Origin of the sequence: Streptomyces filipinensis (assembly GCF_014649495.1) — a bacterium.
GTDB classification, from domain to species: Bacteria; Actinomycetota; Actinomycetes; order Streptomycetales; family Streptomycetaceae; genus Streptomyces; species Streptomyces filipinensis.
Genome location: NZ_BMTD01000002.1, coordinates 452,517 through 479,230, shown reverse-complemented (window position 1 = coordinate 479,230; position 26,714 = coordinate 452,517). Strand labels below are relative to the sequence as shown.

Annotated in this window: 28 protein-coding genes; 10 read left to right on the top strand and 18 right to left on the bottom strand. The window is 71.9% G+C overall.

Going from position 1 to position 26,714, the window contains the following annotated elements; all coding sequences use genetic code 11:
- The first annotated feature begins 14 nt into the window (after positions 1 to 14).
- The gene (locus IE244_RS07185) at positions 15 to 401 is read left to right on the top strand and encodes an STAS domain-containing protein (RefSeq protein WP_191871769.1); all 387 of its coding nucleotides are present in this window, start codon (positions 15 to 17) and stop codon (positions 399 to 401) included.
- Here the strand turns inward: IE244_RS07185 and IE244_RS07180 are convergent.
- Together IE244_RS07180 and IE244_RS07175 are read right to left on the bottom strand one after the other, a co-directional pair.
- On the bottom strand, positions 285 to 1,298 hold the full coding sequence (locus IE244_RS07180) for a sigma-70 family RNA polymerase sigma factor (protein ID WP_191871768.1): 1,014 nt from the start codon (positions 1,296 to 1,298) through the stop codon (positions 285 to 287). The genes IE244_RS07185 and IE244_RS07180 overlap by 117 nt on opposite strands.
- A 201-nt stretch (positions 1,299 to 1,499) precedes the next feature.
- The gene (locus IE244_RS07175) at positions 1,500 to 2,795 is read right to left on the bottom strand and encodes an MFS transporter (RefSeq protein WP_191871767.1); all 1,296 of its coding nucleotides are present in this window, start codon (positions 2,793 to 2,795) and stop codon (positions 1,500 to 1,502) included.
- A gap of 62 nt (positions 2,796 to 2,857) precedes the next feature.
- On the opposite strand from IE244_RS07175, the gene IE244_RS07170 reads away from it, so the two are divergent.
- On the top strand, positions 2,858 to 3,820 hold the full coding sequence (locus tag IE244_RS07170) for a LysR family transcriptional regulator (protein WP_191871766.1): 963 nt from the start codon (positions 2,858 to 2,860) through the stop codon (positions 3,818 to 3,820).
- Between the two features lie 9 nt (positions 3,821 to 3,829).
- Here IE244_RS07170 and IE244_RS07165 read toward each other — a convergent pair whose 3' ends face one another.
- Positions 3,830 to 4,591, bottom strand: coding sequence for an alpha/beta hydrolase family protein (locus tag IE244_RS07165; RefSeq protein ID WP_191871765.1), 762 nt, complete (start codon positions 4,589 to 4,591; stop codon positions 3,830 to 3,832).
- A 145-nt stretch (positions 4,592 to 4,736) separates the two neighbouring features.
- On the opposite strand from IE244_RS07165, the gene IE244_RS07160 reads away from it, so the two are divergent.
- Positions 4,737 to 5,924 carry an adenosine deaminase gene (locus tag IE244_RS07160; RefSeq protein ID WP_191871764.1) on the top strand — a complete coding sequence of 396 codons (1,188 nt, stop codon included), beginning with the start codon at positions 4,737 to 4,739 and terminating at the stop codon, positions 5,922 to 5,924.
- A 146-nt stretch (positions 5,925 to 6,070) separates the two neighbouring features.
- Positions 6,071 to 6,424: an ATP-binding protein gene (locus IE244_RS07155; protein ID WP_191871763.1), complete on the top strand. Its 354-nt coding sequence runs from the start codon at positions 6,071 to 6,073 to the stop codon at positions 6,422 to 6,424.
- A gap of 106 nt (positions 6,425 to 6,530) precedes the next feature.
- Here the strand turns inward: IE244_RS07155 and IE244_RS07150 are convergent, their stop codons facing one another.
- The 5 genes from IE244_RS07150 to afsQ1 all read right to left on the bottom strand — a co-directional run bounded on the left by IE244_RS07150 (position 6,531) and on the right by afsQ1 (position 10,360).
- Complete coding sequence (locus IE244_RS07150; protein ID WP_031164028.1) at positions 6,531 to 6,731, bottom strand: PspC domain-containing protein; 201 nt, start codon at positions 6,729 to 6,731, stop codon at positions 6,531 to 6,533.
- 89 nt (positions 6,732 to 6,820) lie between these two features.
- Positions 6,821 to 7,381 carry a VanZ family protein gene (locus IE244_RS07145; protein WP_191871762.1) on the bottom strand — a complete coding sequence of 187 codons (561 nt, stop codon included), beginning with the start codon at positions 7,379 to 7,381 and terminating at the stop codon, positions 6,821 to 6,823.
- Positions 7,382 to 7,482: 101 nt separating this feature from the next.
- Positions 7,483 to 8,097 carry a hypothetical protein gene (locus IE244_RS07140; protein WP_191871761.1) on the bottom strand — a complete coding sequence of 205 codons (615 nt, stop codon included), beginning with the start codon at positions 8,095 to 8,097 and terminating at the stop codon, positions 7,483 to 7,485.
- Positions 8,094 to 9,686 (bottom strand): ATP-binding protein, encoded by a 1,593-nt coding sequence (locus IE244_RS07135; protein ID WP_229853989.1) that lies wholly within the window; start codon positions 9,684 to 9,686, stop codon positions 8,094 to 8,096. The genes IE244_RS07140 and IE244_RS07135 overlap by 4 nt, the downstream gene beginning before the upstream one ends.
- Entirely contained in the window at positions 9,683 to 10,360 is a 678-nt protein-coding gene (afsQ1, locus tag IE244_RS07130; protein ID WP_181925159.1) for a two-component system response regulator AfsQ1, read from the bottom strand. The genes IE244_RS07135 and afsQ1 overlap by 4 nt, the downstream gene beginning before the upstream one ends.
- Positions 10,361 to 10,599: 239 nt before the next feature.
- On the opposite strand from afsQ1, the gene IE244_RS07125 reads away from it, so the two are divergent.
- Complete coding sequence (locus tag IE244_RS07125) at positions 10,600 to 11,364, top strand: SigE family RNA polymerase sigma factor (protein WP_191871760.1); 765 nt, start codon at positions 10,600 to 10,602, stop codon at positions 11,362 to 11,364.
- A 162-nt stretch (positions 11,365 to 11,526) separates the two neighbouring features.
- On the opposite strand, the gene IE244_RS07120 is transcribed toward IE244_RS07125, so the two are convergent.
- Positions 11,527 to 12,126: a uridine kinase family protein gene (locus tag IE244_RS07120; RefSeq protein WP_191872140.1), complete on the bottom strand. Its 600-nt coding sequence runs from the start codon at positions 12,124 to 12,126 to the stop codon at positions 11,527 to 11,529.
- Positions 12,127 to 12,285: 159 nt separating this feature from the next.
- Here IE244_RS07120 and IE244_RS07115 point away from each other — a divergent pair, with 159 nt between their 5' ends.
- Entirely contained in the window at positions 12,286 to 12,669 is a 384-nt protein-coding gene (locus IE244_RS07115) for a hypothetical protein (RefSeq protein WP_191871759.1), read from the top strand.
- A 126-nt stretch (positions 12,670 to 12,795) separates the two neighbouring features.
- Here the strand turns inward: IE244_RS07115 and IE244_RS07110 are convergent, their stop codons facing one another.
- From IE244_RS07110 to deoC, 3 genes are read right to left on the bottom strand one after another with little or no spacing between them, the layout of a single operon-like run.
- Positions 12,796 to 13,680, bottom strand: a complete 885-nt coding sequence (locus tag IE244_RS07110) for an aldehyde dehydrogenase family protein (RefSeq protein WP_191871758.1) — start codon at positions 13,678 to 13,680, stop codon at positions 12,796 to 12,798.
- The gene (locus IE244_RS07105) at positions 13,673 to 15,109 is read right to left on the bottom strand and encodes an aldehyde dehydrogenase family protein (protein WP_191871757.1); all 1,437 of its coding nucleotides are present in this window, start codon (positions 15,107 to 15,109) and stop codon (positions 13,673 to 13,675) included. The genes IE244_RS07110 and IE244_RS07105 overlap by 8 nt, the downstream gene beginning before the upstream one ends.
- A gap of 5 nt (positions 15,110 to 15,114) precedes the next feature.
- Complete coding sequence (gene deoC, locus IE244_RS07100) at positions 15,115 to 16,074, bottom strand: deoxyribose-phosphate aldolase (protein ID WP_191872138.1); 960 nt, start codon at positions 16,072 to 16,074, stop codon at positions 15,115 to 15,117.
- Between the two features lie 147 nt (positions 16,075 to 16,221).
- On the opposite strand from deoC, the gene IE244_RS07095 reads away from it, so the two are divergent.
- Positions 16,222 to 16,914, top strand: a complete 693-nt coding sequence (locus IE244_RS07095) for a PH domain-containing protein (protein WP_191871756.1) — start codon at positions 16,222 to 16,224, stop codon at positions 16,912 to 16,914.
- A 112-nt stretch (positions 16,915 to 17,026) separates the two neighbouring features.
- On the opposite strand, the gene IE244_RS07090 is transcribed toward IE244_RS07095, so the two are convergent.
- The 4 genes from IE244_RS07090 to IE244_RS07075 form a co-directional block, all read right to left on the bottom strand.
- Positions 17,027 to 18,658 (bottom strand): phospho-sugar mutase, encoded by a 1,632-nt coding sequence (locus tag IE244_RS07090; RefSeq protein ID WP_191871755.1) that lies wholly within the window; start codon positions 18,656 to 18,658, stop codon positions 17,027 to 17,029.
- 120 nt (positions 18,659 to 18,778) lie between these two features.
- Complete coding sequence (locus IE244_RS07085) at positions 18,779 to 19,603, bottom strand: purine-nucleoside phosphorylase (RefSeq protein WP_191871754.1); 825 nt, start codon at positions 19,601 to 19,603, stop codon at positions 18,779 to 18,781.
- Positions 19,604 to 19,723: 120 nt separating this feature from the next.
- Positions 19,724 to 20,002, bottom strand: a complete 279-nt coding sequence (locus IE244_RS07080) for a type II toxin-antitoxin system RelE family toxin (protein WP_191871753.1) — start codon at positions 20,000 to 20,002, stop codon at positions 19,724 to 19,726.
- Positions 20,003 to 20,052: 50 nt separating this feature from the next.
- The gene (locus IE244_RS07075) at positions 20,053 to 20,490 is read right to left on the bottom strand and encodes a gamma-glutamylcyclotransferase (RefSeq protein ID WP_031163999.1); all 438 of its coding nucleotides are present in this window, start codon (positions 20,488 to 20,490) and stop codon (positions 20,053 to 20,055) included.
- Between the two features lie 96 nt (positions 20,491 to 20,586).
- Between IE244_RS07075 and IE244_RS07070 the strand changes: the two genes are divergently transcribed.
- Positions 20,587 to 22,035 (top strand): NAD(P)H-quinone dehydrogenase, encoded by a 1,449-nt coding sequence (locus IE244_RS07070; protein WP_191871752.1) that lies wholly within the window; start codon positions 20,587 to 20,589, stop codon positions 22,033 to 22,035.
- A gap of 166 nt (positions 22,036 to 22,201) precedes the next feature.
- Positions 22,202 to 23,131 (top strand): DeoR/GlpR family DNA-binding transcription regulator, encoded by a 930-nt coding sequence (locus IE244_RS07065; RefSeq protein WP_078963558.1) that lies wholly within the window; start codon positions 22,202 to 22,204, stop codon positions 23,129 to 23,131.
- 245 nt (positions 23,132 to 23,376) lie between these two features.
- On the opposite strand, the gene IE244_RS07060 is transcribed toward IE244_RS07065, so the two are convergent.
- Positions 23,377 to 25,149 carry an acetyl/propionyl/methylcrotonyl-CoA carboxylase subunit alpha gene (locus IE244_RS07060; RefSeq protein WP_191871751.1) on the bottom strand — a complete coding sequence of 591 codons (1,773 nt, stop codon included), beginning with the start codon at positions 25,147 to 25,149 and terminating at the stop codon, positions 23,377 to 23,379.
- 379 nt (positions 25,150 to 25,528) lie between these two features.
- Between IE244_RS07060 and IE244_RS07055 the strand changes: the two genes are divergently transcribed.
- Positions 25,529 to 26,107 (top strand): hypothetical protein, encoded by a 579-nt coding sequence (locus IE244_RS07055; RefSeq protein ID WP_373305716.1) that lies wholly within the window; start codon positions 25,529 to 25,531, stop codon positions 26,105 to 26,107.
- Here the strand turns inward: IE244_RS07055 and IE244_RS07050 are convergent.
- Positions 26,079 to 26,696 (bottom strand): Maf family protein, encoded by a 618-nt coding sequence (locus tag IE244_RS07050; RefSeq protein ID WP_191871750.1) that lies wholly within the window; start codon positions 26,694 to 26,696, stop codon positions 26,079 to 26,081. The two genes, IE244_RS07055 and IE244_RS07050, sit on opposite strands and share 29 nt — an antisense overlap.
- Positions 26,697 to 26,714: the final 18 nt, after the last annotated feature.

Genomic DNA, 26,714 nt, shown 5'->3' with positions numbered 1-26,714 from the left:
CCGGCCCGGGCCCGATGAGTTACGCCCGGCCCACTGGTCTACCGCACGTGGAAGCCAAGGAACCCGCCGTGCTCGTGCTGCCCGGCCCCGTCACCCGTGACGAGGTGGCGGGGCTGTGCGCCCAGGTGCGGGAGTTGCTGGCGGGCGGTGGCGCCCGCGTCGTCGTATGCGATCTGGGCGGGCTGGGGCCCCCGGGACTGGCCGTCGTGGACCTGCTGGCCCGGCTGGCGCTGACCGCCCGCCGGGCCGGCGGGCGGATCCGGCTGCGGGACCCCGATCCCGCGCTACCCGCCCTGCTCGACCTCGTCGGCCTCCGCTTCCAGATGGAGGGGCAGGCCGAAGAGCGGGAACCAGCGCTTGGTGTCGAGGAAGCAGTGGAAACCGGTGATCCGGCCGTCTGACAGCTCCAGCGCCTGAACCGCCCAGGGCGCGAACCCGCCGTTCTCCGGGTCCGGCTTGTAGTGCGCGAAGCCCGGCAGGCCGTTGACCTGCACCGGCAGCAGACGGGAGCCGGCGCAGGAGGCGCCGAGGGTGGCCATGAAACCCGTGATGTCGGCCGGGCCGCGCAGCCACAGGTCGAACGGTGGCATCGTCATGACGGCGTCCTCGTGGAGCAGCGCCGTCAGCGCCGTCATGTCGTACCCCTCGAAGGCCTTCACATAGCGCTCCAGGAGCTTTCGCTGCTCCTCGTCGAGCGGGTCCGAGACCGCACCCTCGGGGCTCGCGTCCGCGCGCTCGGCGAGCGTGGCCCGCGCCCGCTGCAGCGCGCTGTTGACCGAGGCGACGGTGGTGTCCAGCAGCTCGGCGACCTCGCTCGCCTTCCAGGCCAGCACCTCGCGCAGGATCAGCACCGCCCGCTGCTTGGCCGGCAGCTGCTGCAGGGCCGCCATGAAGGCCAGCCGGATCGACTCCTTCGCGACGGCGGCCTCCGCCGGGTCGCCGGCCGTCGGGAGCACCCGCGCGTCCGGCACCGGCTCCAGCCAGGTGTGGTCCGGGCGGGGGGCCAGGGCCGCCTGGGCGAGCGGCGTCGACTCGGTGAGGTCCATCGGCCGCGCCCGCTTGTTGCCCGCCGTCAGCATGTCCAGGCACACGTTCGTCGCGATCCGGTACAGCCACGAGCGCAGGCTGGAGCGGCCCTCGAACTTGTCGTAGCTCCGCCAGGCCCGCACCAGGGTGTCCTGCACCGCGTCCTCGGCCTCGAAGGAGGAACCGAGCATCCGGTAGCAGTACCCGGTCAGCTCGGTCCGGTGCTTCTCCAGTGCGACGTCGAGGTCCGCCGTCGCTGTGCTGTCGCCCATCGTCCACCCACCCCTGCGGCTGTGCCTCAGGCGCTGCTTCGCGCCCATTCGGAAGCTACCGCAGGGGACTGACAACGGCCCCCTGGATGGGAAGACGCGCAGGTCGGACGGGTGCCCAAGAACTCGGGGTGCGGCTCGACGCGGGTGCGGCGGCGGCGTGGTGGTGGTTCGCGCGGTTCCGCGCGCCCCTGACGGGGCGTTTCAGTGCGCGTTGGCCACGAGTGAGCGCTGGGCCGCCACCCGGGCCGCACGTGTGCCCAGCACCGTGATGGTGACCACGCCGGCCACCGCGAGCAGGCCCACCGCCACCGTGCCGCCCCAGCCGTCCGCGCGGAACGCCGTCGCGCCGACCGTGCTGCCGACGCTGGAGCCGATGTAGTAAGCCGACTGGTACAGCGCCGAGGCCTGGGCGCGGCCGTGGGCGGCCGTCTTGCTGACCGCCGAGGAGGCCACCGCGTGGCCCGCGAAGAAGCCCGCCGTGATCAGGACCAGGCCCAGCAGGACCAGCGGCAGCGAGGGCGCCACCGAGAGCAGCAGGCCCGCCGCCGTCGTACCGCCCGCCAGGTACAGCGCGCCCCGGCGGCCGAGCCGGCCCACCAGACGCCCGACCGTGGACGCGGACACCGTGCCCACCAGGTAGACCAGGAAGATCGAGCCGATGATGCCCTGCGGCAGCCCGAACGGCGCGCCCGTCAGCCGGTAGCCGATCACCGTGTACACACCGCCGAACACCGTCATGAACAGCGCGCCGATCGCGTAGAGGCGCCGCAGCAGCGGGTCGGCGAGGTGGTCACGGACCGTGCCGAGCAGGACGCGGGGCCGCAGCGAGCCCGCCCTGAAGTGCTTCGGGGCCGGCAACAGCAGCCGGAACGCCACGGCGCACGCCACCGCGATCACGCCGATCACGCCGACCGAGACCCGCCAGCCCCACTCCTGGGCCACCCAGCCGGTGATCACCCGGCCGCTCATGCCGCCGACGCTGTTGCCCGCGACGAACAGGCCGATCGCCGTGACCAGCGCCTTCGGCCGGACCTCCTCGGCCAGATAGGCCTGCGCCGAGGCCGGCAGACCGGCCAGGGCCGCGCCCTGCAGCGCCCGCAGCGCCACCAGCACGCCGATCGACGGGGCGAACGGCACCAGCATGCCGACCGTGACCGCGACGGCCAGCGAGGCCGTCATCACCGCACGGCGCCCGAAACGCTCCGACAGGGCGCTCATGGGCAGCACGCACAGCGCCAGTCCGCCGGTCGCGGCCGCCACGGTCCAGCTCGCCTCGCTCGCCTCGACCCCGAACTCGCCGGAGATCAGCGGCAGCAGGGCCTGCGTGGAGTAGAGGAGGGCGAACGTCGCGACTCCGGCGAGGAAGAGGGCGAGGCTCATCCGGCGGTAGCCGGGGCCGCCCGGGCTCATACGGGTGTCGGAGTCGGTGGAGTCGACGGAAGGGACGTGCGTGGCGGCGTCCATGGTGGTGGACGCCCCGGTACTGGCGGGAGACATGCCTCGACCGTAGGAGGGCCTGTCTCATCCGTCCAATGCATGAATTCGCCATAATCGTTCCCATGGCGCATCAGCAGAGCTCACAGGCCCGCCTGTCACCGTCCGGTGACACAGAAGACACGTCTGAGATGTCGCGGGTGCTCGCCCCGCGCCTCGCGTACTTCGCCGGCGTGGCCCGCACCGAGCACGTCACCCGGGCCGCGCACGAGATGAACGTCCCCCAGTCCACCCTCTCCCGCGCGATGGTCCGCCTGGAGCAGGACCTCGGCGTCGACCTGTTCGCCCGCCATGGCCGCACGGTGTCCCTGACCCCCGCCGGCCGCACCTTCCTCTCCTCCGTCGAACGCGCCCTCGCCGAGATCGAGCGGGCCGCCGAGGAGGTGCGCGCCGACGCCGACCCGGCCACCGGCAAGGTCGCCTTCGGCTTCCTGCACACCATGGGTGCGGAGACCGTGCCCGGGCTGCTGCAGGCCTTCCGCGCCGACCACCCGCGCGTCCGCTTCAGCCTGGTCCAGAACTACGGCGAGGCCATGCTGGAAGGCCTGCGCGCCGGAGAGCTGGACCTCTGCCTCACCTCACCCGTCCCCGACGCCCCCGACCTGGTCGCCCGCCGCCTGGACGAGCAGAAGCTCCGCCTGGTCGTCCCCGCAGACCACCGCCTGGCCACCCGCCGCCGCGTCCGCCTCGCCGAGGCGGCCGAGGAAACCTTCGTCACCCTGGAACCCGGCTACGGCCTGCGCCGCATCTTCGACGCGCTGTGCGGGGAGGCCGGCTTCCGGCCGAGGGTCGCCTTCGAGGGCGAGGAGGCGGAGACCCTGCGGGGCCTGGTGGCGGCCGGGCTGGGGGTGGCTCTGCTGCCACCGCCGACGGTCCCGAGGCCGGGCGTGGCCGAACTGGCGGTGACGGCCCCGAGGGCGGTCCGCGAGATCGGTGTCGCCTGGCTGGCCGACCGCCCGGACACCCCGCCGGTGGCCGCCTTCAAGAGGTTCCTGCTGTCGCGAAGGGGCAACCTGCTGCCCACGTGAGGGACGGCTCTACCGTCTCAACGACCGGCCGAACCCCGCGGCCAGCGGCATCCGCAGACCGATCGGCGGCGGAGCGGCGAGCGCGTCCTCGACGGGGCGGGACACGGAGTGCCCGAACAGCGCCCCCATCGTGAAGTCGACCGTCAGCCAGGCGACCTCGTCCCGATGGCCGTGCAACCCGTGCCCGTCGGAGTGCACTTCGAACCGGCACACCTCCCGGTTCGCCTTCTTCGCCCGCGCCGCGAACCGGAACGACAGCTCGGGGTCGGTGCGTTCGTCGTTCGTGCCGTGCACGATCAGCACCCGCCGGCCCACGAGCTGCTTCACCGGCTCGGCAGGCGCGGCCACGTCCTCCTCCGGCAGCCAAGGGGCCAGCGCGATCACGGAGTTGACGGCCTCGTGCCCGCCGGCCCGCAGTGCCGCCCGTCCGCCCATGTCCACCCCGGCCAGGCACACGGGAACGTCCCCGTACCGCCGTACGACCTCGTCGGCGGCCCACTCGGCGTCCATCGCCAGGTGTGCCTCGCTTCCGTTCCAGCCCCGGTAGCGGTACCGCACGGTGTGCACGGCCAGCCCCTCGGCCCGGCCCGCGCGCGCGATACGCCGGCCCAGTGAGCGCAGCGCGACCGTCGCACGCACGGGGGACGGCCTGCGGGCGGAGACCTCCTCCCCGCCGGGGAGCAGCAGGACCGCTCCGCTCACCGCCGTCGGCACCGGGCCGACCGCCTTTCCCAGCCCGGCCGTTCGGACCGGTGTCGCTCGCTGTCCCATGACAGAACAGTGTCAGAAGGGTCGGTGGACGAAACCCGTACGCGCGGTCACCGTTGCGTATCGACGGGAAAGCGCCGGAAAAGTGCTGTGAAAGAGCCGTCGCGTTCACCGGGCCCTCTACGCGCGTAGGAGTTACAGTGCGGAAATGACGAGCCAGACTGCACCGACCGGAACCGTTCCGGTGAGTGTCCCGGCGCACGTTCCGACGCCGGACCAGATCCGCCGGGCGCCCAAGGTTCTGCTGCACGATCACCTCGACGGCGGGCTCCGCCCGGGCACCGTCGTCGAACTCGCCCAGGCGACGGGCTACTCGCACCTTCCCGAGGCCGACCCGGACAAGCTGGGCATCTGGTTCCGCGAGGCCGCCGACTCCGGCTCGCTGGAACGGTACCTGGAGACCTTCCAGCACACCGTCGGGGTGATGCAGACCCGGGAGGCGCTCGTCCGGGTCGCCCGCGAGTGCGCCGAGGACCTCGCCGAGGACGGGGTCGTCTACGCCGAGGTCCGGTACGCCCCCGAGCAGCACCTGGACGGCGGGCTGGCCCTGGAGGAAGTGGTCGAGGCCGTCAACGAGGGGTTCCGGCAGGGCGAGCGGCTCGCCCGCGAGGACGGCCGGCGCATCCGGGTCGGCGCGCTGCTGACCGCCATGCGGCACGCGGCCCGCTCCCTGGAGATCGCCGAACTCGCCAACCGCTACCGCGACTCGGGCGTGGTCGGCTTCGACATCGCCGGTGCCGAGGCCGGCTATCCGCCCACCCGGCACCTCGACGCGTTCGAGTACCTCAAGCGCGAGAACAACCACTTCACCATCCACGCCGGGGAGGCCTTCGGGCTGCCCTCCATCTGGCAGGCGCTGCAGTGGTGCGGCGCCGACCGGCTCGGGCACGGCGTGCGGATCATCGACGACATCGAGGTCCGCGAGGACGGGTCGGTGCGGCTCGGCCGACTGGCGTCGTACGTCCGCGACAAGCGCATCCCGCTGGAGCTGTGCCCCAGCTCGAATCTGCAGACCGGGGCGGCGCCCTCCTACGCCGAGCATCCGATCGGGCTGCTGCGCCGGCTGCACTTCCGGGCCACCGTAAACACCGACAACCGGCTGATGTCGCACACGAGTATGAGTCAGGAATTCGAGCGGCTCGTCGAGGCGTTCGGTTACACGCTCGACGATCTGCAGTGGTTCTCGGTCAATGCGATGAAATCGGCGTTCATTCCTTTCGATGAACGGCTTGCGATGATCAATGACGTCGTCAAGCCCGGATATGCGGAGCTGAAGTCCGAATGGCTGTTTCAGCAAACGGCCTCCACCAGCGGTTCTTCCGGTTCGGCGGGATAAAGGCGGCTCGCATGGGGCGCGGCTTGTGAACAGGGGTTCACAAGCCGTCCGCATTTCGGTGTTTGCGGCGGGCGAGCGGGCGTGTTTACGGTCGAGGACCGTTCATCGTTTTTGTTCCGTCCCCTCATGGCAAGGACGCATTTCCCATGAAGCACTCTGCTGCCAGGACCCTCGGTGTCGCCGCTCTCGGTGCCGCCTTCGCCGCCATCGGCGCGGGCGCGGCCCACGCGGCCCCGGCCCTGCCGGACACCGCCCCGGCGCTGGACAACGTCACCAGGACGCTGCCGGCCGAGAACGTCGGCGCGGCCCAGCCGGGTGCCGCCGACGCCCTCACCCGGGGGCAGGACGCCCTCGGTGCCGGCGTGGCGGCCGCGCAGCCGGCCGTCGAGAACGCGCTGAAGCAGGGAGCGACCGGGCCGGTGCACAGCCGTCTCGGCGGACTGCCGGTGCAGGACCTGCCCACGCACGGCCTGCCCGTGAACGGGGTGTCGCTCGGCTGACGCCGACCGCCGTACGACGCCGACGGGGCGCCCCGGTCAGATCCGGGAGCGCCCCGACGGCGTTCCGGGCACGGCGGGGACCGCTACGGGGCCCCCGCCTCGACGGTCACCAGGCGGTGCGCGTCTTGTCCTCCGCCGGGAGCAGGATCCACAGCGCTATGTAGAGCAGGAACTGCGGGCCGGGCAGCAGGCAGGACAGCAGGAAGATCACCCGCATCGTCGTGGCGGAGGTGCCGAAGCGCCGTGCCAGCGCTGCGCACACTCCGCCGATCACGCGGCCGTGGGTGGGACGGGCAAGGGCGCTCATGTCGACTCCTCCGTGGTCGTCGGTTCGCTGTCGTCAGGTGTCTTCAGCTGTCTTCAACGGTACGGAGACGAAGGGGACGAAGCGTCACTCTACGGAGCTATGCCGACCCTGGGAATCGTCGGGGTACGTCCCTGAGAGAGCTCCTCCTGGACGGTGAGGGTGCCGGCACCGGCGTGCTCGTGCGTCTCCCGTCGGCGCAGCCGGGCGCGGCCCGCGGGCACCACGAGCAGATGGGCCAGGATCACGCCGGCGGTGTTGAGGAGCATCGAGTCGACGTCCACCACCCTGCCGGGCACGCCGGTCTGCAGCAGGGCGATGCCGAGGGAGAGCAGGGTGGCCGCGGCGGCCGTGCGGAGCAGGGAGGCGAGCGGCGAGACGGCGAGCCTGCCGTGCGCCATCGGCAGCAGCACCCCCAGCGGGGCGAGCAGTGCCAGTCCCTCGCCGATGGGTCTCGCGGCCTGCGGCCAGCCCAGAGCCAGGTCGGCCCGGATGCCGGCGAGCGGGTGCAGGTTGGGAGGTGTCACCCAGGGCACGTCCAGGGGCCGCAGCATCAGCCAGGCCACGACGGTCAGGTGGGCGACGAGGAGGACACCCCCTGTCACCCGGATACGGATCGCGGCGCTGCCGCCGATGGAGCCTTGACGCTGCACGCCACCCTAGACGCAGGGCCGGGTACGAACGGTTCCACCCCGCAACTTTCCGCTCACGGAACCGGGGAGGCGCGACCGCCCGCAGGTGCGCGCGAGACCGCTCAGTGACCGACGATGCCACTGGACGGGGGCTGGATGCTGCCCGGACGGTCGCGGACGTCGTCCGTGCATTCGTAGCGGCGCAGCGTGCCGTCGCGCGGGCCGCCCAGGATGACCGAGCCGTCGCCCTCCGTCGCCGCCGAGTCGGACAGCGTGCACACCAGCTGGGCCAGGGCGTAGGACGTCAGGCGCGCGGGTGCCGTGCTCAGGTGGAGCGTGTCCTCGGGCTCCTTCGGGCCGGGCCCGCGCACGCTGAGACCGCCCGGCACGTACGTCGCATAGCCCGCGGAGCGCTCCGCGGCCGACGGCGACGCGGCGAGCTGGTCCAGCAGGCCCTGTGCCACGATCACCCGGCGCTGTGCGTCCGGGGTGCCCTCGGGGACGCGTACCGTCCGGTCGACGGCCACCAGGGACGCCCCGCAGAGCAGGAAGACCTGTACGGGCACGCCCTGCGCGGACTGCTTGGACAGATCCGGTCCGGCCAGCGTGCACGGCACCCGGGAGGGCGCCGCGCCGAAGTCGGTCGGCACCTGGGTGGCCCGGATGCCGCAGCCGCTGAGCAACAGGCCCAGGAGGGGCACCGCCAGCAGGCGGCGTCTGACGGTCCGCGCGGTCATGCCCCCTCCTTTCCTGAACTGTCGTTCGCGCCCTGCTCGTCGTCCGGTGTGCTCTCGCCCGTCTCCTCCGTCAGCCGGGAGGCGTCGCGTGGCAGCGTGAGCGTGAACACCGCGCCACCCTCGGGTGAGTTGGCGGCGGTGATCTCGCCTCCGTGGATGTGGGCGTTCTCCATCGCGATGGAGAGTCCCAGGCCGCTGCCCTCGGAGCGGGGCCGGGAGGCGCTCGCCTTGTAGAAGCGGTCGAAGACGTGCGGCAGGACGTCCTCGGGGATGCCGGGACCGTGGTCGCGGACCTGGATCAGCACCGAGTCGTCCGACTCCCGTACCGACACCCGCACCGGCGATCCGCCGTGTTTGAGCGCGTTGCCGATCAGGTTGGCGAGGATGACGTCCAGCCGGCGCGGATCGAGCCGGGCGTGCAGACCGCGCTCGGCGTCCAGCTCGACCGCGTCCAGCCAGGCCCGGGCGTCGATGCAGGCGGTGATCTGGTCGGCGAGGTCGACGTCGTCCAGGACCAGCCGGGCGGTGCCCGCGTCGAAGCGGGTGACCTCCATCAGGTTCTCGACGAGGTCGTTCAGCCGCCGGGTCTCGCTGACCACCAGCCGGACCGCCGGCTCGATCATCGGGTCGATGCTCCCCGACTCGAACTCCAGCTCCTCCTCCAGCACCTCCGTCACGGCGGTGATGGCGGTCAGCGGCGTCCGCAGCTCGTGCGACATGTCGGCGACGAAACGCCGGGAGGCCTCGTCCCGCGCGGCCATCTCCGCGACCCGCTGCTCCAGCGCCTCGGCCGCGTTGTTGAACGTCCGCGAGAGGTCCGCCAGTTCATCGGTGCCGGACACCCTGAGCCGGGTGTCCAGCCTGCCCTCGCCGAGCCGCCGGGCGGCCACGCCGAGCCGGTGCACCGGCTTCAGCACGGTCGTGGCGGCGGCCTGCGCGAGCAGCGCGGCACCGATCAGCGCGAGCCCGGTGGCGATGCCCAGCGACCAGGCCAGCGAGTTGAGGTCCTTGGCCTCCGGCTCCAGGGTCTTCGCCATGTAGCCGGTGGGACCGCCGCCGATCACCCGGGTGCCGGCCACCAGGTACGGCGTGCCGTGGTCCACCACGCGCTGCCAGTACAGGTGGTACGGCTCGTTGTTGGTGTCGGTCACCTTCTGCTGCTTGTTCACGGCCGCGCGCAGCGAGACCGGCACGTCCTCCAGCGAGAAGCCGTTGATGCCGCCCGAGTTGCCGTACACCGTCTTGCCGTCGGCGTCCTGGGCGACCAGGAGCACGCTGAAGTGCTGGCTGCTCGCCGCCATCTGGCCGGCCGCGCGCTGCAGCTGGTCCTGTGTGGGGTGCTCCGGCAGCGCGCCCGCGCGGTTCTGCATCTCCTGCCGGAAGTCGCGCAGCACCGCGTCCTGGGCACGGGTGAGCACCGCTTCCCGGTTCAGCCAGTAGGCGATGCCGGAGGCCGACACCGCGGCGGTGAGCGCGACCAGTGCGAAGACCACCACCAGGCGCAGCCTGAGGCTGGTGAACCTGAGCCGCGACAGACTTCCCCCGCGCCCCGCGGCCCAGCCGCGCAGCCCTCCTTGCGTATCGGTCACTGAGGCGCGTCCAGGCGGTAGCCGACACCACGGACGGTACGGATCAGGGTCGGGGACGAGGGCACGTCCTCCACCTTGGCGCGCAGCCGCTGCACACACGCGTCCACCAGGCGGGAGTCGCCCAGATAGTCGTGCTCCCACACCAGCCGCAGCAGCTGCTGCCGGGACAGCGCCTGACCGGGCCGCCGGCTCAGTTCGAGCAGCAGTCGCAGCTCGGTCGGGGTCAGCTGCAGGTCCTCGCCGTTCTTCGTCACGGTCATCGCCGAGCGGTCGATGACGAGGCCGCCGAAGGTCGCCGAGTCGCTGGACTCGCGTTCCCCGCGCCGCAGCACGGCCCGGATCCGGGCGTCCAGCACCCGGCCCTGGACCGGCTTGACGACATAGTCGTCGGCGCCGGACTCCAGCCCGACCACGACGTCGATGTCGTCGTTGCGCGCGGTCAGCAGGATGATCGGCAGCTGGTCGGTGCGCCGGATGCGGCGGCACACCTCGAAGCCGTCGATGCCGGGCAGCATCACGTCCAGCACGATCAGGTCGGGCCGCTGCTCGCGCAGCAGCTTCAGTCCGTCCTCACCGCTGGCAGCGGTCGCCACCCGGTGGCCCTGGCGCGTCAGGGAGAGCTCCAGGGCCGTACGGATGGCGTCGTCGTCCTCGATCAGCAACAGGGAAGGCACGGGCTCATTCTGGCCCATGGACGGGGTGTCGTACGACCTGCGCGCACCGGCCTCTCCCTACGGCCATCGGCTGTGCACATGCTGTGACGACCCTGGGCCGAAGCCCTGTGACAGGTCTGTGACAGTCGGCGGACACGTCCATGAAGTGACCCCGGCAGTCTTTTGGTCACGGGCAGGGCGGCAGTCCGACCGGCCCGGGCACGACCGAACCACCGCAAGTCCACGACGGGGAGCGCGAGATGAACACGCTGCACAGCATCAGCACCAGCGCCGTAGTCACGCGCCTGCACGACGTGCACCGGGGTTCCGAGAAGTCCGGTGCCGTGAGCGGGCGGGGGTGCGCTCGCGGCACCGGGCGTCAGCACACCGCGTATGCGCAGCAGGGGCTTCAGCCCTACATGACGGTGGTTGACGCGCCCACGGGGGAGACGCACGGGGGAAGCGCGTACAGGGAGGACTCGGGGGAGCGGCGCCGCTCGCTGAGCGAGGCGGAGTTCACCGCCTACGTCCAGGAGCGCCGCGCCTCCCTGTACGCCACCGCCTACCACCTGACCGGTGACCGCTTCGAGGCCGAGGACCTGCTGCAGAGCGCGCTGTTCTCGACGTACAAGGCGTGGGACCGGATCAGTGACAAGGCGGCGGTCGGCGGCTACCTCCGCCGCACCATGACCAACCTGCACATCAGCGCCTGGCGGCGCCGCAAGCTCAACGAGTACCCGACCGAGGAACTGCCGGAGACGCCCTCCGACACGGACGCGATGCGCGGCACCGAGCTGCGCGCGGTCCTGTGGCAGGCGCTGGCCCGGCTGCCCGAACTCCAGCGCACCATGCTGGTCCTGCGCTACTACGAGGGCCGCACGGACCCGGAGATCGCGGAGATCCTCGACATCAGTGTCGGCACGGTGAAGTCCAGCATCTGGCGGTCGCTCCGCCGGCTGCGCGAGGACGAGGTCCTCAGCTTCGGCCGTGACGAGGAGGACGCCTTCGGCGAGCTCGTCGCCTGAAGGTCAGGGGTCACTGGGGGGTGACCCGAGGGGGGACACGGGGGAATCACGGGGGACCACCGGGGGGTGGGTTCGCGGGGGACGCGGGAAAACGGGGGAGCAAGGGGACGGGACTGGTGGGCCGGGGGGTCCAACCAGTCCCGTTCTGCTGCCGTACGCCGCTCACGCCACCGTCTGGCGCACCTGCCGCCCCGCGGCCGCCGCGGCGAGCCGGCCGAGGGCCTCGTCCCGGCCGCACGGATGCGCGCCCAGGGACACCTGGCGGGCGATGATCGTCCGCTCCGCGCGCATCAGCCGCCAGCCGCGGCGCAGCAGGAACGGCACCGACTTGCGCCCTTCCTGCAGGTCGCGCAGGAAGCGGCGGCGGAAGGTGGTGACGGGACCCCGGGTCAGGCACAGCGCGTCCGCCAGCAGACCGCGTTCCCGGCAGCGCTCGACGATCTCCGCGGCGAAGATGCCCTCGGCGATGAACAGCGGGGTGCGGCCGATGTGCAGCGTCTCCTCGCCCGTACGGGCACTGCGCGCGATGTCGTACACCGGCACCGGCGTGGACCCGGTGGTGCACAGCCGGGCTATGGCCTCGACGGCGACGTCCGCGTCCCATGATCCGGGGTGGTCCCAGTCGATGTCCGAACTCCCCGCCACCAGCGGCAGAGTCGGATCCCCGGCCTCCTTGTAGAAGTCGTCGAGGCGCAGCACAGGGAGCCCGGAGCGGGCGGCGACGAGGGACTTGCCCGAGCCCGAGGGGCCGCACAGCAGCACGACACGGGCGGGGGACGGGAGATGAAGGCTCACGGAACACCAGTTTGACGCATGGGGAGCCGCCTGCCGACCCCGCGGGTCGGCTTTTGAGCGTGACTCCCACCTCAACTACTCTTCGTGTCGACTCTGTTACCCCCCGCAGCAGAAGGCGGCCCCTGGATGGCACGACACGTGTTCCCCCCGAACCACACCGCGCAGCGCGCCCTGATCGTCCTCGCGACCGCCTCGGCGGCGCTGGGGGTGGGCGCGGCGACGGCGTCCGCGGACACCGCCCGCCTCGCGGATGTCCCCTGGCGGCCCCCCACCTCCTTCGGGGCGACGGCCCCGCAGGCCGCCCTGCAGGGCGCGACCAGCGGGCTGCAGTACGCCACCGTCCCCGTCCAGGCCCTCCGGTACACCCCGGTCGCCGGCGTCACCAGCCGCAGGGACGACGGCGGCGACGTCTCGGACTTCACCGGCCCGCTCGTCGAGACCGGGACGGTCGGCGCCGTGCCGACGCTGGAGCGGACCGTGGGGGGCCTGCTGGGCGGCGGCGCGGCCTGAACCGGACCGGCGGCGCACGAGAGAGCCGCGTCTTCCCCGGACGGGGGGAAGACGCGGCTCTCGGCCGTGGGGACCCGTCGGCGCCACGGGCGGCCCGCCCGGTACGCGCCCTCGCTCAGTACGACCTCAGTACGACGAGCCGGAGGCGCCCAGCGAACCCGTCGGGTGCCAGACCGTCTTGGTCTCCAGGAACGCCGTCATCCGGTCGGTGCCCGGCGTCTCGAAGTAATCCACAGGCTGTGGACGCAGCACGCGCTTCAGGTTGTCGGCCGCCGCGATCTCCAGCTCCTTCGCCAGCTCCTCGCCGGCGCCCGCCAGGTCGATCGCGTTGACGTCCTGGTGCGCGGCCAGCGGCGCCGCGATCTCCGCCGTACGGCCGGACAGGATGTTGACCACACCGCCCGGCACGTCGGAGGTGGCCAGCACCTCGCCGAGCGAGAGGGCCGGCAGCGGGGCCTTCTCGCTCGCGACCACGACCGCCGTGTTGCCGGTGGCGATGACGGGGGCCACGACCGACACCAGGCCGAGGAAGGACGACTGTTGCGGGGCCAGGACGGCGACCACACCGGTCGGCTCCGGGGAGGAGAGGTTGAAGAAGGGGCCGGCGACCGGGTTGGCGCCGCCGATCACCTGGGCGATCTTGTCGGTCCAGCCGGCGTACCAGACCCAGCGGTCGATCGTCGCGTCCACGACCGCGGCGGCCTTCGACTTGGACAGGCCCTCCGCGTCGGCCACCTCGCGCACGAACTGTTCGCGGCGGCCCTCCAGCATCTCCGCGACCCGGTACAGGATCTGACCGCGGTTGTAGGCGGTCGCGCCGGACCAGCCGCCGAACGCCTTGCGTGCGGCCACGACCGCGTCACGGGCGTCCTTGCGGGAGGACTGCGGAGCGTTGGCCAGCCAGTTGTCCTTCGAGTCCGACACCTCGTACACCCGGCCGCTCTCGGAACGCGGGAACTTCCCGCCGACGTACAGCTTGTAGGTCTTGAAGACAGACAGTCGGTCAGACATCGAGGTACGCCTCCAGGCCGTGGCGGCCGCCCTCGCGGCCGAAGCCCGACTCCTTGTAGCCACCGAACGGCGAGGTCGGGTCGAACTTGTTGAACGTGTTGGACCAGATCACGCCCGCGCGGAGCTTGCTCGCCACCGCCAGGATCCGCGAGCCCTTCTCGGTCCAGATGCCCGCCGACAGCCCGTACTGCGTGTTGTTCGCCTTGGCGACCGCCTCGTCCGGCGTACGGAAGGTCAGGACGGACAGCACCGGGCCGAAGATCTCGTCACGGGCGATGGTGTGCGCCTGGGTCACGTTCGTGAAGAGCGTCGGGGCGAACCAGTAGCCGGAGGACGGCAGTTCGCAGGCCGGGGACCAGCGCTCGGCGCCCTCCGCCTCGCCCCGCTCGGTCAGCGCGGTGATCCGGGCCAGCTGCTCGGCGGAGTTGATCGCGCCGATGTCGGTGTTCTTGTCCAGCGGGTCGCCGAGGCGCAGCGTGGACAGGCGGCGCTTGAGGGAGTCCAGCAGCTCGTCCTGGACCGACTCCTGCACCAGCAGGCGGCTGCCCGCGCAGCAGACCTGGCCCTGGTTGAAGAAGATGCCGGTCACGATGCCCTCGACGGCCTGGTCGATGGGGGCGTCGTCGAAGACGATGTTGGCGCCCTTGCCGCCCAGTTCCAGGGTGAGCTTCTTGCGGGTGCCCGCGACGGTCCGCGCGATCTCCTTGCCGACGGCCGTGGAGCCGGTGAAGGCGACCTTGTTCACGTCGGGGTGCGCGACGAGCGCGGCGCCCGCGTCGCCGTAGCCCGGAAGGATGTTGACGACACCCCTGGGCAGGCCGGCCTGGCGGCAGATGTCCGCGAAGAAGAGGGCGGACAGGGGAGTGGTCTCGGCCGGCTTCAGGACGACCGTGTTGCCGGTCGCGAGGGCCGGGGCGATCTTCCACGCCAGCATCAGCAGGGGGAAGTTCCACGGGATGACCTGGCCGGCCACGCCCAGTGGCCTGGGGTTCGCGCCGAAACCGGCGTGGTCGAGCTTGTCGGCCCAGCCCGCGTAGTAGAAGAAGTGCGCGGCCACGAGGGGCAGGTCGGCGTCCCTCGTCTCCTTGATCGGCTTGCCGTTGTCCAGCGTCTCCAGGACGGCCAGCTCACGGCTGCGCTCCTGGATGATCCGGGCGATGCGGAACAGGTACTTCGCGCGCTCGGAGCCCGGCAGCGCGGACCACTTCTCGAACGCCTTGCGGGCGGCCTTCACCGCGCGCTCGACGTCCGCCTCGCCGGCCTGGGCGACCTCGGAGAGGACCTCCTCGGTCGACGGCGAGACGGTCTTGAAGACCTTGCCGTCGGCCGCCTCGGCGAACTCGCCGTCGATGAACAGGCCGTAGGAGGGGGCGATGTCGACGACCGAGCGGGACTCGGGCGCCGGTGCGTATTCGAATACGGAAGCCATGGTGATCAGTCCACCGTCACGTAGTCGGGGCCGGAGTAGCGGCCGGTGGCCAGCTTCTGACGCTGCATCAGCAGGTCGTTCAGCAGCGAGGAGGCGCCGAAGCGGAACCAGTGGTTGTCCAGCCAGTCCTCGCCCGCGGTCTCGTTGACCAGGACCAGGAACTTGATCGCGTCCTTGGTGGTACGGATGCCGCCCGCGGGCTTCACGCCGACCTGGATGCCGGTCTGGGCGCGGAAGTCGCGCACCGCCTCCAGCATGAGGAGCGTGTTCGCGGGGGTCGCGTTCACCGCGACCTTGCCGGTCGAGGTCTTGATGAAGTCCGCCCCGGCGAGCATGCCGAGCCAGGACGCGCGGCGGATGTTGTCGTACGTCGACAGCTCACCGGTCTCGAAGATGACCTTCAGGCGGGCGCTGTCACCGCAGGCCTCCCGCACGGCGACGATCTCGTCGTACACCTTGAGGTACCTGCCGGCGAGGAACGCGCCCCGGTCGATGACCATGTCGATCTCGTCGGCGCCCGCGGTGACGGCGTCACGGACGTCCGCCAGCTTCACTTCGAGGGCGGCACGGCCGGCCGGGAAGGCGGTGGCGACCGAGGCGACCTTCACGCCGGAGCCGGCGACGGCTTCCTTGGCGACGGCCACCATGTCGGGGTAGACGCAGACGGCCGCCGTGGTCGGGGTCGTCCGGTCCGTCGGGTCGGGGTGGACCGCCTTGGCGCCGAGCGCCCGGACCTTGCCCGGGGTGTCCGCGCCTTCCAGCGTCGTCAGGTCGACCATCGAGATGGCGAGGTCGATGGCGTACGCCTTCGCGGTGGTCTTGATGGAACGGGTGCCGAGGGAGGCGGCGCGCGCCTCCAGGCCGACCGCGTCGACGCCGGGCAGCCCGTGCAGGAAGCGGCGCAGCGTGCTGTCGGACGCGGTGACATCCGAGAGAGCGTGAGCTGTGGGTGCGGTAGTGGGCATGGTCACCCGACGAGCATATCTACGCGCGTAGCGAATGTATAGCCCCGGGGCGCACCCGGTGCTCATATCTCACTCCAAGATCACGGATGAGCGCCGGTGCCGGGCCGCGTGGCGGCACCGGCGGCCCCGTCATGCAGAATCGGGACCATGACGACCCCGGACCACCAGTCACCCGCGCCACAGCCTCCGGTGCCCACCGCCCAGGACCGGATCTACCGTTCGCCCATGGCCCTCGCGGGCGGCGTGCTGCTGCTCCTCGTCGTCGGCTGGCTCGGCTTCGACGCGCTGTTCCAGGGCCACGGCCGCGCCCCGTGGCTGGCGCTCGCCGGGATGATCCTGGCGGTGCCGCTGGTGGTCGCCTTCACGCTGCGCCCGGCGGTCTTCGCGGGCGAGGACCGGCTGCGGATCCGTAACCCGTTCCGGGTGGTCAGCCTGCCCTGGGGCGAGGTCGCCTCGCTGCGCTCCGGCTACTCCAACGAGGTCGTCGCCAAGTCCGGCGCCAAGTACCAGCTGTGGTCCGTTCCCGTCTCGCTGCGGGCCCGCAAGAAGGCGGAGGCGCGCAAGGCGCGGGCGGCTTCGGACGCGGCGCACGGCGGGGGTCCGGCGCGGCGGGGGTTCGGTGGCCTGGGCGCCTTCGGCGCCGGCGCGGGGGCCGGCGACCAGAGCGGACCGACCCGCGCGGAGACCGACCAGGTCATGGACGAACTGCGGGAGCTGCTGGACCGGCGCGGCGAGGAGGAGTCCGCGCAGGGAGAGGTCACCGTGCGGTGGGCGTACGAGGTGGTCGCACCGGCGCTCGCGGGCGCGGTCCTGTTCGCGATCCTGCTGGCCACGGGCTGAGCGACGCCGCGGCGGCGGGTGGGGACGCCCCCGGGGATGCTCCCGGGGACGCCCCGAGGGACGCCCCGACGGAGAAGGGGCCCCGGGTGGGGCGCCCCTTCCCGGGATGGGACTAGATGCCGGCCGCGGCCGAGAGGTCCTGCTTGATGGCCGTCAGGAGGTCTGTCGCGCGGGCGTGGGCCGTCGGCAGGGCGGCGTGGTCCGGGACCGGTACGACGACCTCCAGGTAGCACTTCAGCTTCGGCTCGGTGCCGCTCGGGCGGACGATCACGCGGGCGCCCTCCAGGGTGTAGCGCAGGCCGTCGGTGGGCGGCAGGCTCTCCGTGCCCCGGGTGAGGTCCTCGGCCCGCGTGATGGCCAGGCCCGCCAGCTCGGTCGGCGGCTGCTCGCGCAGGCGGCGCATCGCGTCCGCGATGAGGGAGAGGTCCTGGACGCGCACCGAGAGCTGGTCGGTGGCGTGCAGGCCGTGTTCGACCGCGAGGTCGTCGAGCAGGTCGAGCAGCGTACGGCCCTCCTCCTTCAGCTCCGAGGCCAGCTCGGTGATCAGGAGGGCGGCGGTGATGCCGTCCTTGTCGCGCACACCGTCGGGGTCCACGCAGTAGCCGAGGGCCTCCTCGTAGCCGTAGCGCAGGCCGTCCACCCGGGCGATCCACTTGAAGCCGGTCAGGGTCTCCTCGTACGGCAGCCCCGCCTTCGCGGCGATCCGGCCGAGGAGGGAGGAGGAGACGATCGACTCGGCGAAGGTGCCCTGCGCCCCGCGCCGGACCAGGTGGGCGGCGAGCAGCGCGCCGACCTCGTCACCGCGCAGCATCCGCCAGCCGTCGCCGCCCTTGACGGCCACCGCGCAGCGGTCGGCGTCGGGGTCGTTGGCGATGACCAGGTCGGGGTCCGTGGCGCGGGCCTGGGCGAACGCCAGGTCCATCGCGCCCGGCTCCTCCGGGTTGGGGAACGCCACCGTCGGGAAGTCGGGGTCCGGGTCGGCCTGCTCGGCGACCAGCACCGGCTCGGGGAAGCCGGCGCGGGCGAAGGCGGCGAGCAGGACGTCCTTGCCGACGCCGTGCATCGCCGTGTAGACGGTGCGGGCGGTGCGGGGGGAGCCGGCCGCCAGGACCGCGTCCGTACGGGCCAGGTAGGCCTCCAGGACCGACTCGTCCAGGGTCTGCCAGCCGGAGTCCGGGCGGGGTACGTCGTTCAGGGAGACGATCGCGTCGATCTCGGCGGCGATCTCGGCGTCGGCGGGCGGCACGATCTGGGAGCCGTCGCCGAGGTAGACCTTGTAGCCGTTGTCGCGGGGCGGGTTGTGGCTGGCGGTGACCTCCACGCCGGCCACCGCGCCGAGGTGCCTTATGGCGAAGGCCAGGACCGGGGTGGGCAGCGGGCGCGGCAGGACGGCCGCGCGCAGGCCGGCGCCGGTCATCACGGCGGCGGTGTCCCGGGCGAAGTCGGCGGACTTGTGGCGGGCGTCGTAGCCGATGACGACGACCCCGTCGGTCTGGCCCTTGTTCTTCAGGTACGCGGCGAGGCCCGCTGCGGCGCGGATGACGACCGAGCGGTTCATGTGCATCGGGCCGGCGCCCAGCTCGCCCCGCAGGCCGGCGGTGCCGAACTGCAGCGTGCCGCTGAAACGGGCGGACAGCTCCGCTGTGTCACCGGCCTCGATCAGCTTGGCCAGTTCGTCGCGCGTCTCCTGGTCGGGATCCTCGGCGAGCCAAGCCTTGGCCCGGGCGATGAGATCGTCGTGCACCTTGGGATCAACCTCTCCGTGTTTGCCTGGTCCACCGGGGGCCGTGCCCCCGTACCCCCGTTTCCCACCCGCCCACCGGAAACGGTCGGCCCAGAGGCGAGCGGATGGGTTCGGCGGCGCTTACAGCTTGCCCAGCACCTGGCCCAGCAGCTGGCCCATCCGCGCGGCCGAGTCGCGGCCCGCCTGGAGGACCTCCTCGTGGTTGAGGGGCTCGCCGGTCATGCCGGCCGCCAGGTTGGTGACCAGGGAGATGCCCAGCACCTCGGCGCCCGCCTCGCGCGCGGCGATGGCCTCCAGGACCGTGGACATGCCGACCAGGTCCGCGCCGATGACACGGGCCATGCGGATCTCGGCCGGGGTCTCGTAGTGCGGGCCGGGGAACTGCGCGTAGACGCCCTCCTCCAGGGAGGGGTCGATCTCCTTGCACAGGGCGCGCAGGCGCGGGGAGTACAGGTCGGTCAGGTCGACGAAGTTGGCGCCGACGATCGGCGAGGTCGCCGTCAGGTTGATGTGGTCGCTGATCAGCACCGGCTGGCCGGGGCGCATGCCCTCGCGCAGACCGCCGCAACCGTTGGTCAGGACGATCGTCTTGCAGCCGGCGGCCACGGCCGTACGGACGCCGTGGGCGACGGCGGCGACGCCACGGCCCTCGTAGTAGTGCGTGCGGCCCAGGAAGACCAGAGCGCGCTTGTCACCGAAGGAGTACGAGCGGATCTTGCCGCCGTGCCCCTCGACGGCCGGCGGCGGGAAGCCGGGCAGCTCGGTGACCTGGAACTCGGCGTCGGGTGCGCCCAGGGCGTCGACGGCCGGAGCCCAGCCGGAGCCCATCACGAGGGCGACGTCGTGGGTCTCGGCGCCGGTCAGTTCGCGCAGGCGAGCGGCGGCGGCGTCGGCGGCGGCGTACGGGTCGCCCTGGATGTCGTCCGGAAGGAGAGATGCGTTCACGTGGACGAGGGTAGCCGCTCTTCGCCTACGCGCGTAGATGAGAGACGTCACGGGATTGGGATCGTTGTCTTGTCGTTTTCCACAAGGGATGCCGAGAGCGGTCCGGCCGTCACCCGGCGGTCACTCGTCGGTGATGAGGACGTCCTTGTCGTTGAAGACCTCGACGATGAAGATCAGCAGCCGGCCCCGGCTGACCGTGTACTCCACCAGGATGTTCTGGGTGAGACGGATGGTGCGGTCGTCGCCCGTGGAGCCTATGGGCCGCGACACCGACAGGAACGGGTCGCGGGCCAGCAGGGCGATGCCCTTGTCGAAGGCGCTGCGCTGCCGGTCGTCGAGCCGGTCGCGGGCCTCTGCGGCCTGCACCGTGTAGTAGACGTCATACGTGGCGGGGGCCATGCGATCTCCCGTGGGTGCGCCGGTGTTCCGAGTCTAGGATCCGCTGTCCGTCAGCACGGCCTCTTCCGCAGCTCCATCACGTAATCGTGGGGCGCCCCCGCCGACTCCGCCGCGTCCGCGATCTCGCCCAGGTAGCGCGCCGAGGGCAGGCCGCCCTCGTAGCCGTTCAGGACGTACGTCCAGGCCGCCTCCTCGCCGTCCAGCGTGTGCACCCGCACCCGTACCCGGCGGTAGACGTCGAGGCCCACGCCCTCCCACCGGTCGAGGGACTCCTCGTCCATCGGTGCGATGTCGTACAGGCCGACGAAGACCTGCGCGAGCGGGTCCTCGACGATCGTCGCCAGCGCGCCCTCCCAGCCCAGCTGCTCGCCGCCGAACGTCAGCCGCCAGCCGTTCAGCCAGCCCGTGGCGCGCAGCGGGGAGTGCGGGGCACGGAAGGACATCAGGCCCGCGTCGAGGTTGCCGGCGTAGGCGGCATAGAGCGACATGGGGAGAGGGTACGGCAGGGGAAACGCGGGTCACTCCTGTCCCAGCCGAAGCTTCCGCGTGCCCCGGGGCAGTAGCACCTTGAAGGGTGCGGGACAATGGAGTACGTGACTCGGATCGTGATCATCGGTGGCGGACCCGGCGGATACGAGGCGGCCCTGGTGGCCGCCCAGCTCGGTGCGGAGGTGACCGTCGTCGACTGCGACGGTCTGGGCGGAGCGTCGGTGCTGACCGACTGCGTGCCGTCGAAGACGCTCATCGCCACGGCCGAGGTGATGACCACCTTCGACTCGTCGTACGAAGAGCTGGGCATCATCGTCGCCGACGACACGCCGCCGCTGGAGCAGGCCGCCCGGGTGGTCGGGGTGGACCTGGGCAAGGTCAACCGCCGGGTGAAGCGGCTGGCCCTCGCCCAGTCCCACGACATCACCGCCTCCGTCACCCGGGCTGGCGCCCGGGTCATGCGCGGCCGGGGCCGGCTGGAGGGCATGCAGGCCCTCGACGGGTCCCGCAAGGTCGTCGTCACCGCCGCCGACGGCACCGAGGAGACCCTCACCGCCGACGCCGTCCTCATCGCCACCGGCGGTCACCCCCGCGAGCTGCCCGACGCCCAGCCCGACGGCGAGCGCATCCTGAACTGGACCCAGGTCTACGACCTCACCGAGCTGCCGGACGAGCTGATCGTGGTCGGGTCGGGTGTCACCGGTGCCGAGTTCGCCGGTGCCTACCAGGCCCTCGGCTCCAAGGTCACCCTCGTGTCGTCCCGTGACCGCGTGCTGCCCGGCGAGGACCCGGACGCCGCCGCCGTCCTGGAGGACGTCTTCCGCCGCCGTGGCATGAACGTCATGGCCCGCTCCCGCGCCCAGTCCGCCAAGCGCGTCGGCGACCGGGTCGAGGTGACGCTGGCCGACGGCCGGGTCATCAGCGGCTCGCACTGCCTCATGGCCGTCGGCGCCATCCCGAACAGCGCGGGGCTCGGCCTGGAGGAGGCCGGCGTCAAGCTGCGCGACTCGGGGCACATCTGGACCGACAAGGTGTCGCGCACGACCGCTCCGGGCGTCTACGCGGCCGGTGACGTGACCGGGATCTTCGCCCTCGCGTCCGTCGCCGCCATGCAGGGACGTATCGCCATGTACCACTTCCTCGGCGACGCGGTGACCCCGCTCAACCTGAAGACCGTCTCCTCCAACGTCTTCACCGACCCCGAGATCGCGACGGTCGGCTACACGCAGGCGGACGTGGACGCGGGCAAGATCGACGCCCGGGTCGTCAAGCTGCCCCTGCTGCGCAACCCGCGCGCCAAGATGCAGGGCATCCGGGACGGCTTCGTGAAGATCTTCTGCCGTCCGGGTACGGGCATCGTCGTCGGCGGTGTGGTCGTCGCGCCCCGCGCCTCGGAACTCATCCACCCCATCTCGATCGCCGTCGACAACAATCTGACCGTCGAACAGATCGCGAACGCGTTCACGGTGTACCCCTCCCTTTCGGGGTCGATCGCCGAGGTGGCCCGGCAGCTGCACACCCGCAAGGCCGGCGCGGAGGCCTGACGGCCGAAATCAACTTCCCGCTGGTCACGGGGAGTTGCCGCGAGTGCGTACGGCATAGTCGGGGCGGCTGGGTCCTATACCACTTCCGCCCCTGCCGTACGAACAACTTCTGTTATTCGGCGCAAACTGCTGAAACCAGACGGTCGCTGGGGTTACTGTCAGTTTCGTGTTCGCTGCTGAACGTCGCCAACTGATCCTCGAAATGGTGCGAGCGAACGGTGCCGTGTCGCTCCGTGAGCTCGCCCGCGTCGTCCAGACCTCCGAAGTGACCGTACGGCGGGACGTGCGGGCACTGGAGGCAGAAGGACTCCTCGACCGTCGCCACGGCGGTGCGGTACTGCCGGGCGGGTTCACGCGCGAGTCGGGCTTCCCGCAGAAGTCCCATCTCGCGACCGCCGAGAAGACGGCCATCGCCGACCTCGCCGCCGGCCTCGTCGAAGAAGGCGAGGCCATCGTGGTCGGGGCGGGTACCACCACGCAGGAGCTGGCCCGCCGGCTCGCGCGGGTGCCCGGCCTGACGGTCGTCACCAACTCCCTCCTGGTCGCCCAGGCGTTGGCCCATGCCAACCGGGTGGAGGTCGTGATGACCGGCGGCACCCTGCGCGGCTCCAACTACGCCCTCGTCGGCTCCGGCGCGGAGCAGTCCCTGCAGGGGCTGCGCGTGTCCAAGGCCTTCCTCTCCGGAAGCGGGCTCACCGCCGAGCGGGGCCTGTCCACGTCCAACATGCTCTCGGCGTCCGTCGACCGGGCGCTGGTGCAGGCCGCCGCGGAGGTCGTGGTCCTCGCCGACCACACCAAGCTCGGTACGGACACGATGTTCCAGACCGTGCCGACCGACGTCATCACCCGTCTGGTCACCGACGAGCCGCCCGCGCACGACGACCGCGCCGCCACCGAGTTGCAGGCCCTCGCCGACCAGGGGGTGCAGATCGCCGTGTCCGGCGCGAACGGAGCCCCTCCGGGGGGTGAGCAGGCCCCGGCGCGGCGTGCCCCGCTGCCGGGGCCGCGCAGGGGCATGGCGCTCCGCTCGGGGGCGGGGTACGGGGAGCCGGCGGGAGCTGAGCGGGGGCGCGTCGCTGATCTGCGGCGGCGCTGAGGGTGCGCTGAGGGTGCCTGGTCGCCGTCGGGCTTGAGGTCGTCGGGTGGGTGCGGGTGTGCCTGGGCTCGTCCCGCGGTTCCCCGCGCCCCTTCGGGCCGGCCGCCCCTCAGGGAGCCGGGTCGCACCCCGAGCCTCGGAAAGGCCCCGGTGGCTCGGAAGGGCGTCCTGAGGCCCTTGGAAAAAGAGTGACGCCCGGTGGGCCGAAAGGGTCGGTCCACCGGGCGTCACTGTGCCGTCTGCCGTCAGTCCTTGATCTCGCAGATCGCGGCGCCGGACGTGATGGACGCGCCGACCTCGGCGCTCAGGCCCTTGATCGTGCCCGCCTTGTGGGCGTTCAGGGGCTGTTCCATCTTCATGGCCTCCAGGACGACGACCAGGTCGCCCTCCTTGACCTCCTGGCCCTCCTCGACCGCGACCTTCACGATCGTGCCCTGCATCGGGGAGGCGAGCGTGTCACCGGAGGCGACGGGGCCGGACTTCTTGGCCGCGCGGCGCTTCGGCTTGGCACCGGCCGCGAGGCCCGTGCGGGCCAGGGACATGCCGAGGGACGAGGGCAGCGAGACCTCAAGGCGCTTGCCGCCGACCTCGACGACGACCGTCTCGCGGCCCGTCTCCTCCTCCGCCTCGACATCGGCGGGGGCGGCGAAGGGCTTGATCTCGTTGACGAACTCGGTCTCGATCCAGCGGGTGTGGACCGTGAACGGGTCCTCGGAGCCGGTCAGCTCGGGGGCGAACGCCGGGTCCGTGACGACCGCGCGGTGGAAGGGGATCGCCGTCGCCATGCCCTCGACCTGGAACTCCTCCAGGGCGCGGGCGGCCCGCTCCAGGGCCTCCCGGCGGGTGCGGCCGGTCACGATCAGCTTGGCGAGCAGCGAGTCCCAGGCCGGGCCGATGACCGAGCCGGACTCCACGCCCGCGTCCAGCCGGACACCGGGGCCCGACGGCGCGTCGAACCTGGTGACCGTGCCGGGCGCCGGGAGGAAGTTGCGGCCCGGGTCCTCGCCGTTGATCCGGAACTCGAACGAGTGTCCGCGCAGCGCCGGGTCGTCGTAACCCAGCTCCTCGCCGTCGGCGATGCGGAACATCTCGCGGACCAGGTCGATGCCGGCGACCTCCTCGGTCACCGGGTGCTCCACCTGGAGGCGGGTGTTCACCTCCAGGAAGGAGATGGTGCCGTCCTGGCCGACCAGGAACTCACAGGTGCCCGCGCCCTCGTAGCCGGCCTCCCGCAGGATCGCCTTCGAGGCGCGGTACAGCTCGGCGACCTGCTCGTCGGACAGGAACGGCGCGGGGGCCTCCTCGACCAGCTTCTGGTGGCGGCGCTGCAGGGAGCAGTCACGGGTGGAGACGACGACCACGTTGCCGTGCTTGTCGGCCAGGCACTGGGTCTCGACGTGCCGCGGACGGTCCAGGTAGCGCTCGACGAAGCACTCGCCGCGGCCGAAGGCGGCGACCGCCTCGCGGACCGCCGACTCGTACAGCTCCGGGACCTCTTCGAGGGTCCGGGCGACCTTCAGGCCGCGGCCACCGCCACCGAAGGCGGCCTTGATGGCGATCGGCAGGCCGTGCTCCTCGGCGAAGGCCACGACCTCCTCGGCGCCGCTCACCGGATCGGGGGTACCGGCCACCAGCGGAGCGCCGGCGCGCTGGGCGATGTGCCGGGCGGCGACCTTGTCACCCAGATCGCGGATGGCGTGCGGCGGCGGGCCGATCCAGATCAGGCCCGCGTCCAGGACCGCCTGCGCGAAGTCGGCGTTCTCCGAGAGAAAGCCGTAGCCCGGGTGGACGGCGTCCGCGCCGGACTCGCGCGCCGCGTTCAAGATCTTGTCGATGACCAGATAACTGGTGGCCGGGGTGTCACCGCCCAGGGCGAACGCCTCATCCGCGGCGCGGACATGCAGAGCGTCCCGGTCCGGTTCGGCGTAGACGGCAACGCTCGCGATCCCGGCGTCCCGACAGGCCCGGGCCACGCGGACAGCGATTTCGCCACGGTTGGCGATGAGCACCTTGCGCACGATTGAGGCTCCCTCCTTGAAACAAGCCGAGTTTAGGGACTGCCGACACGGCACTTCGACCCGTCCCCAATGGTGAGCTTGCCCACACGGAGCGTGATTCGAGGCTCGCTCGACCCGCGAAAGTCCTTGTCGCACCTCGGTGTGCAGGACTCCTGCGGGAAACCCTAGCCCCGTCGTGTGGTCAAGGTCTCTGTAAGAGCGTGCTGCGGCCCACTCAGTTTCTTTGTCGAGTCCCTACGAATGGCCCAATGATTCTTTGCTGGCGCGCGAACCCTTGTCCCAGGGTTTACCCGTTAGTAGCGTTCGCGATGGCTCGAACGTACCTGGGGTAACAAGCAGCTGGCTCGAGAGTGGGTGGGGACCGGTGGTGCGCAGGCCGGTGGCATGGGTCGTGGCGGTCGTCCTTCTGGCGGAGGGCGTCATCATCGCCGCGCTGAACTGGTTCCTCGGGGTGGTGGTCGACCGTCAGGACATGTCCCTGGCGGGCCTCGACCCGTCCGTGATGGCGACGTCCTCGAAGATCGGCGGTGTCGTCTTCGGGCTCTATTTCGCGCTGTGCGCGCTGGTGGCCGTCCTGGTCGCGATACGCGACCGCGCCCCCGCGGGCTTCGGCCGCGTCCTGCTGATCAGCGTGGCGGTCGTCCACGGCCTGCTGGGCGCCTTCGCCTGGGGCCTGGTCGGCTGGACGGCGTTCCTGTTCATGGTGGCCGTGCTCGGCCTGGTCGTCCTGCTCCTGATGACGCACGACCGTGACGGCGGCCCGCAGCGGGGCCCCGCCGGCGGTGGGGCGGGGCAGGACGGCGATCCGAAGGGCGAGGCCGAGCCGGCCGCGGCGCCGGGCCCGGCGCCCGTCCCGGGCCCGCGTACGGACGAGCCGGGGGGCCGCGAGGACGGGCACGACGAGCCGCGCGACTCGGTGCCCGCCCAGATCACCGGTCCGGCGACCACAACTCCGTGATACCGACGCCCAGTTCGGCCAGCAGCCTGCGCACCAGGGGCAGGCTGATGCCGATCACATTGCCGTGGTCGCCCTCGATGCCCTCGATGAACGGCGCCGAACGGCCGTCCAGGGTGAAGGCCCCGGCGACGTAGAGGGGCTCGCCGGAGGCCACGTACGCGGCGATCTCCTGGTCGCTGGGCTCACCGAAGCGGACGACGGTCGAGGCGGTCCCGGACACGTACCGCTTGGCCGCCGTGTCCCAGATGCAGTGACCCGTCTGGAGGGTGCCGGCCCGCCCGCGCATCGCCTTCCAGCGGGCGGTGGCCTCCTCCGCGTCGGCGGGCTTGCCGAGGGCCTGCCCGTCCAGCTCCAGCACCGAGTCGCAGCCGATCACCAGGGCGCCCTGCACCTCCGGCTTCGCCGCCACGACCGAGGCCTTCGCCTCGGCCAGGGCGAGCGCCAGCTCCGCCGGGGTGGGCGCGGTGACGGCGTCCTCGTCGACCCCGCTGACGATCACCTCCGGGGCGAGGCCGGCCTGCCTCAGCAGACCCAGGCGGGCGGGGGACTGGGAGGCGAGGATCAAGCGGCGGTGTGGCTTGGCAGTCATGCCGTCAGGTTAGCCGCG

Coding starts and splice junctions, on each gene's coding strand:
- IE244_RS07170 (WP_191871766.1), top strand. CDS start 2,858: ATGGCGCATCAGCAGAGCTCACAGGCCCGCCTGTCACCGTCCGGTGAC.
- IE244_RS07050 (WP_191871750.1), bottom strand. CDS start 26,696: ATGACTGCCAAGCCACACCGCCGCTTGATCCTCGCCTCCCAGTCCCCC.
- IE244_RS07095 (WP_191871756.1), top strand. CDS start 16,222: ATGACGACCCCGGACCACCAGTCACCCGCGCCACAGCCTCCGGTGCCC.
- IE244_RS07180 (WP_191871768.1), bottom strand. CDS start 1,298: ATGGGCGACAGCACAGCGACGGCGGACCTCGACGTCGCACTGGAGAAG.
- IE244_RS07175 (WP_191871767.1), bottom strand. CDS start 2,795: ATGTCTCCCGCCAGTACCGGGGCGTCCACCACCATGGACGCCGCCACG.
- IE244_RS07080 (WP_191871753.1), bottom strand. CDS start 20,002: ATGGCCCCCGCCACGTATGACGTCTACTACACGGTGCAGGCCGCAGAG.
- IE244_RS07070 (WP_191871752.1), top strand. CDS start 20,587: ATGGAGTACGTGACTCGGATCGTGATCATCGGTGGCGGACCCGGCGGA.
- IE244_RS07110 (WP_191871758.1), bottom strand. CDS start 13,680: ATGTCTGACCGACTGTCTGTCTTCAAGACCTACAAGCTGTACGTCGGC.
- IE244_RS07115 (WP_191871759.1), top strand. CDS start 12,286: ATGGCACGACACGTGTTCCCCCCGAACCACACCGCGCAGCGCGCCCTG.
- IE244_RS07140 (WP_191871761.1), bottom strand. CDS start 8,097: ATGACCGCGCGGACCGTCAGACGCCGCCTGCTGGCGGTGCCCCTCCTG.
- IE244_RS07075 (WP_031163999.1), bottom strand. CDS start 20,490: ATGTCGCTCTATGCCGCCTACGCCGGCAACCTCGACGCGGGCCTGATG.
- deoC (WP_191872138.1), bottom strand. CDS start 16,074: ATGCCCACTACCGCACCCACAGCTCACGCTCTCTCGGATGTCACCGCG.
- IE244_RS07165 (WP_191871765.1), bottom strand. CDS start 4,591: ATGGGACAGCGAGCGACACCGGTCCGAACGGCCGGGCTGGGAAAGGCG.
- IE244_RS07185 (WP_191871769.1), top strand. CDS start 15: ATGAGTTACGCCCGGCCCACTGGTCTACCGCACGTGGAAGCCAAGGAA.
- IE244_RS07155 (WP_191871763.1), top strand. CDS start 6,071: ATGAAGCACTCTGCTGCCAGGACCCTCGGTGTCGCCGCTCTCGGTGCC.
- IE244_RS07105 (WP_191871757.1), bottom strand. CDS start 15,109: ATGGCTTCCGTATTCGAATACGCACCGGCGCCCGAGTCCCGCTCGGTC.
- IE244_RS07150 (WP_031164028.1), bottom strand. CDS start 6,731: ATGAGCGCCCTTGCCCGTCCCACCCACGGCCGCGTGATCGGCGGAGTG.
- IE244_RS07125 (WP_191871760.1), top strand. CDS start 10,600: ATGAACACGCTGCACAGCATCAGCACCAGCGCCGTAGTCACGCGCCTG.
- IE244_RS07160 (WP_191871764.1), top strand. CDS start 4,737: ATGACGAGCCAGACTGCACCGACCGGAACCGTTCCGGTGAGTGTCCCG.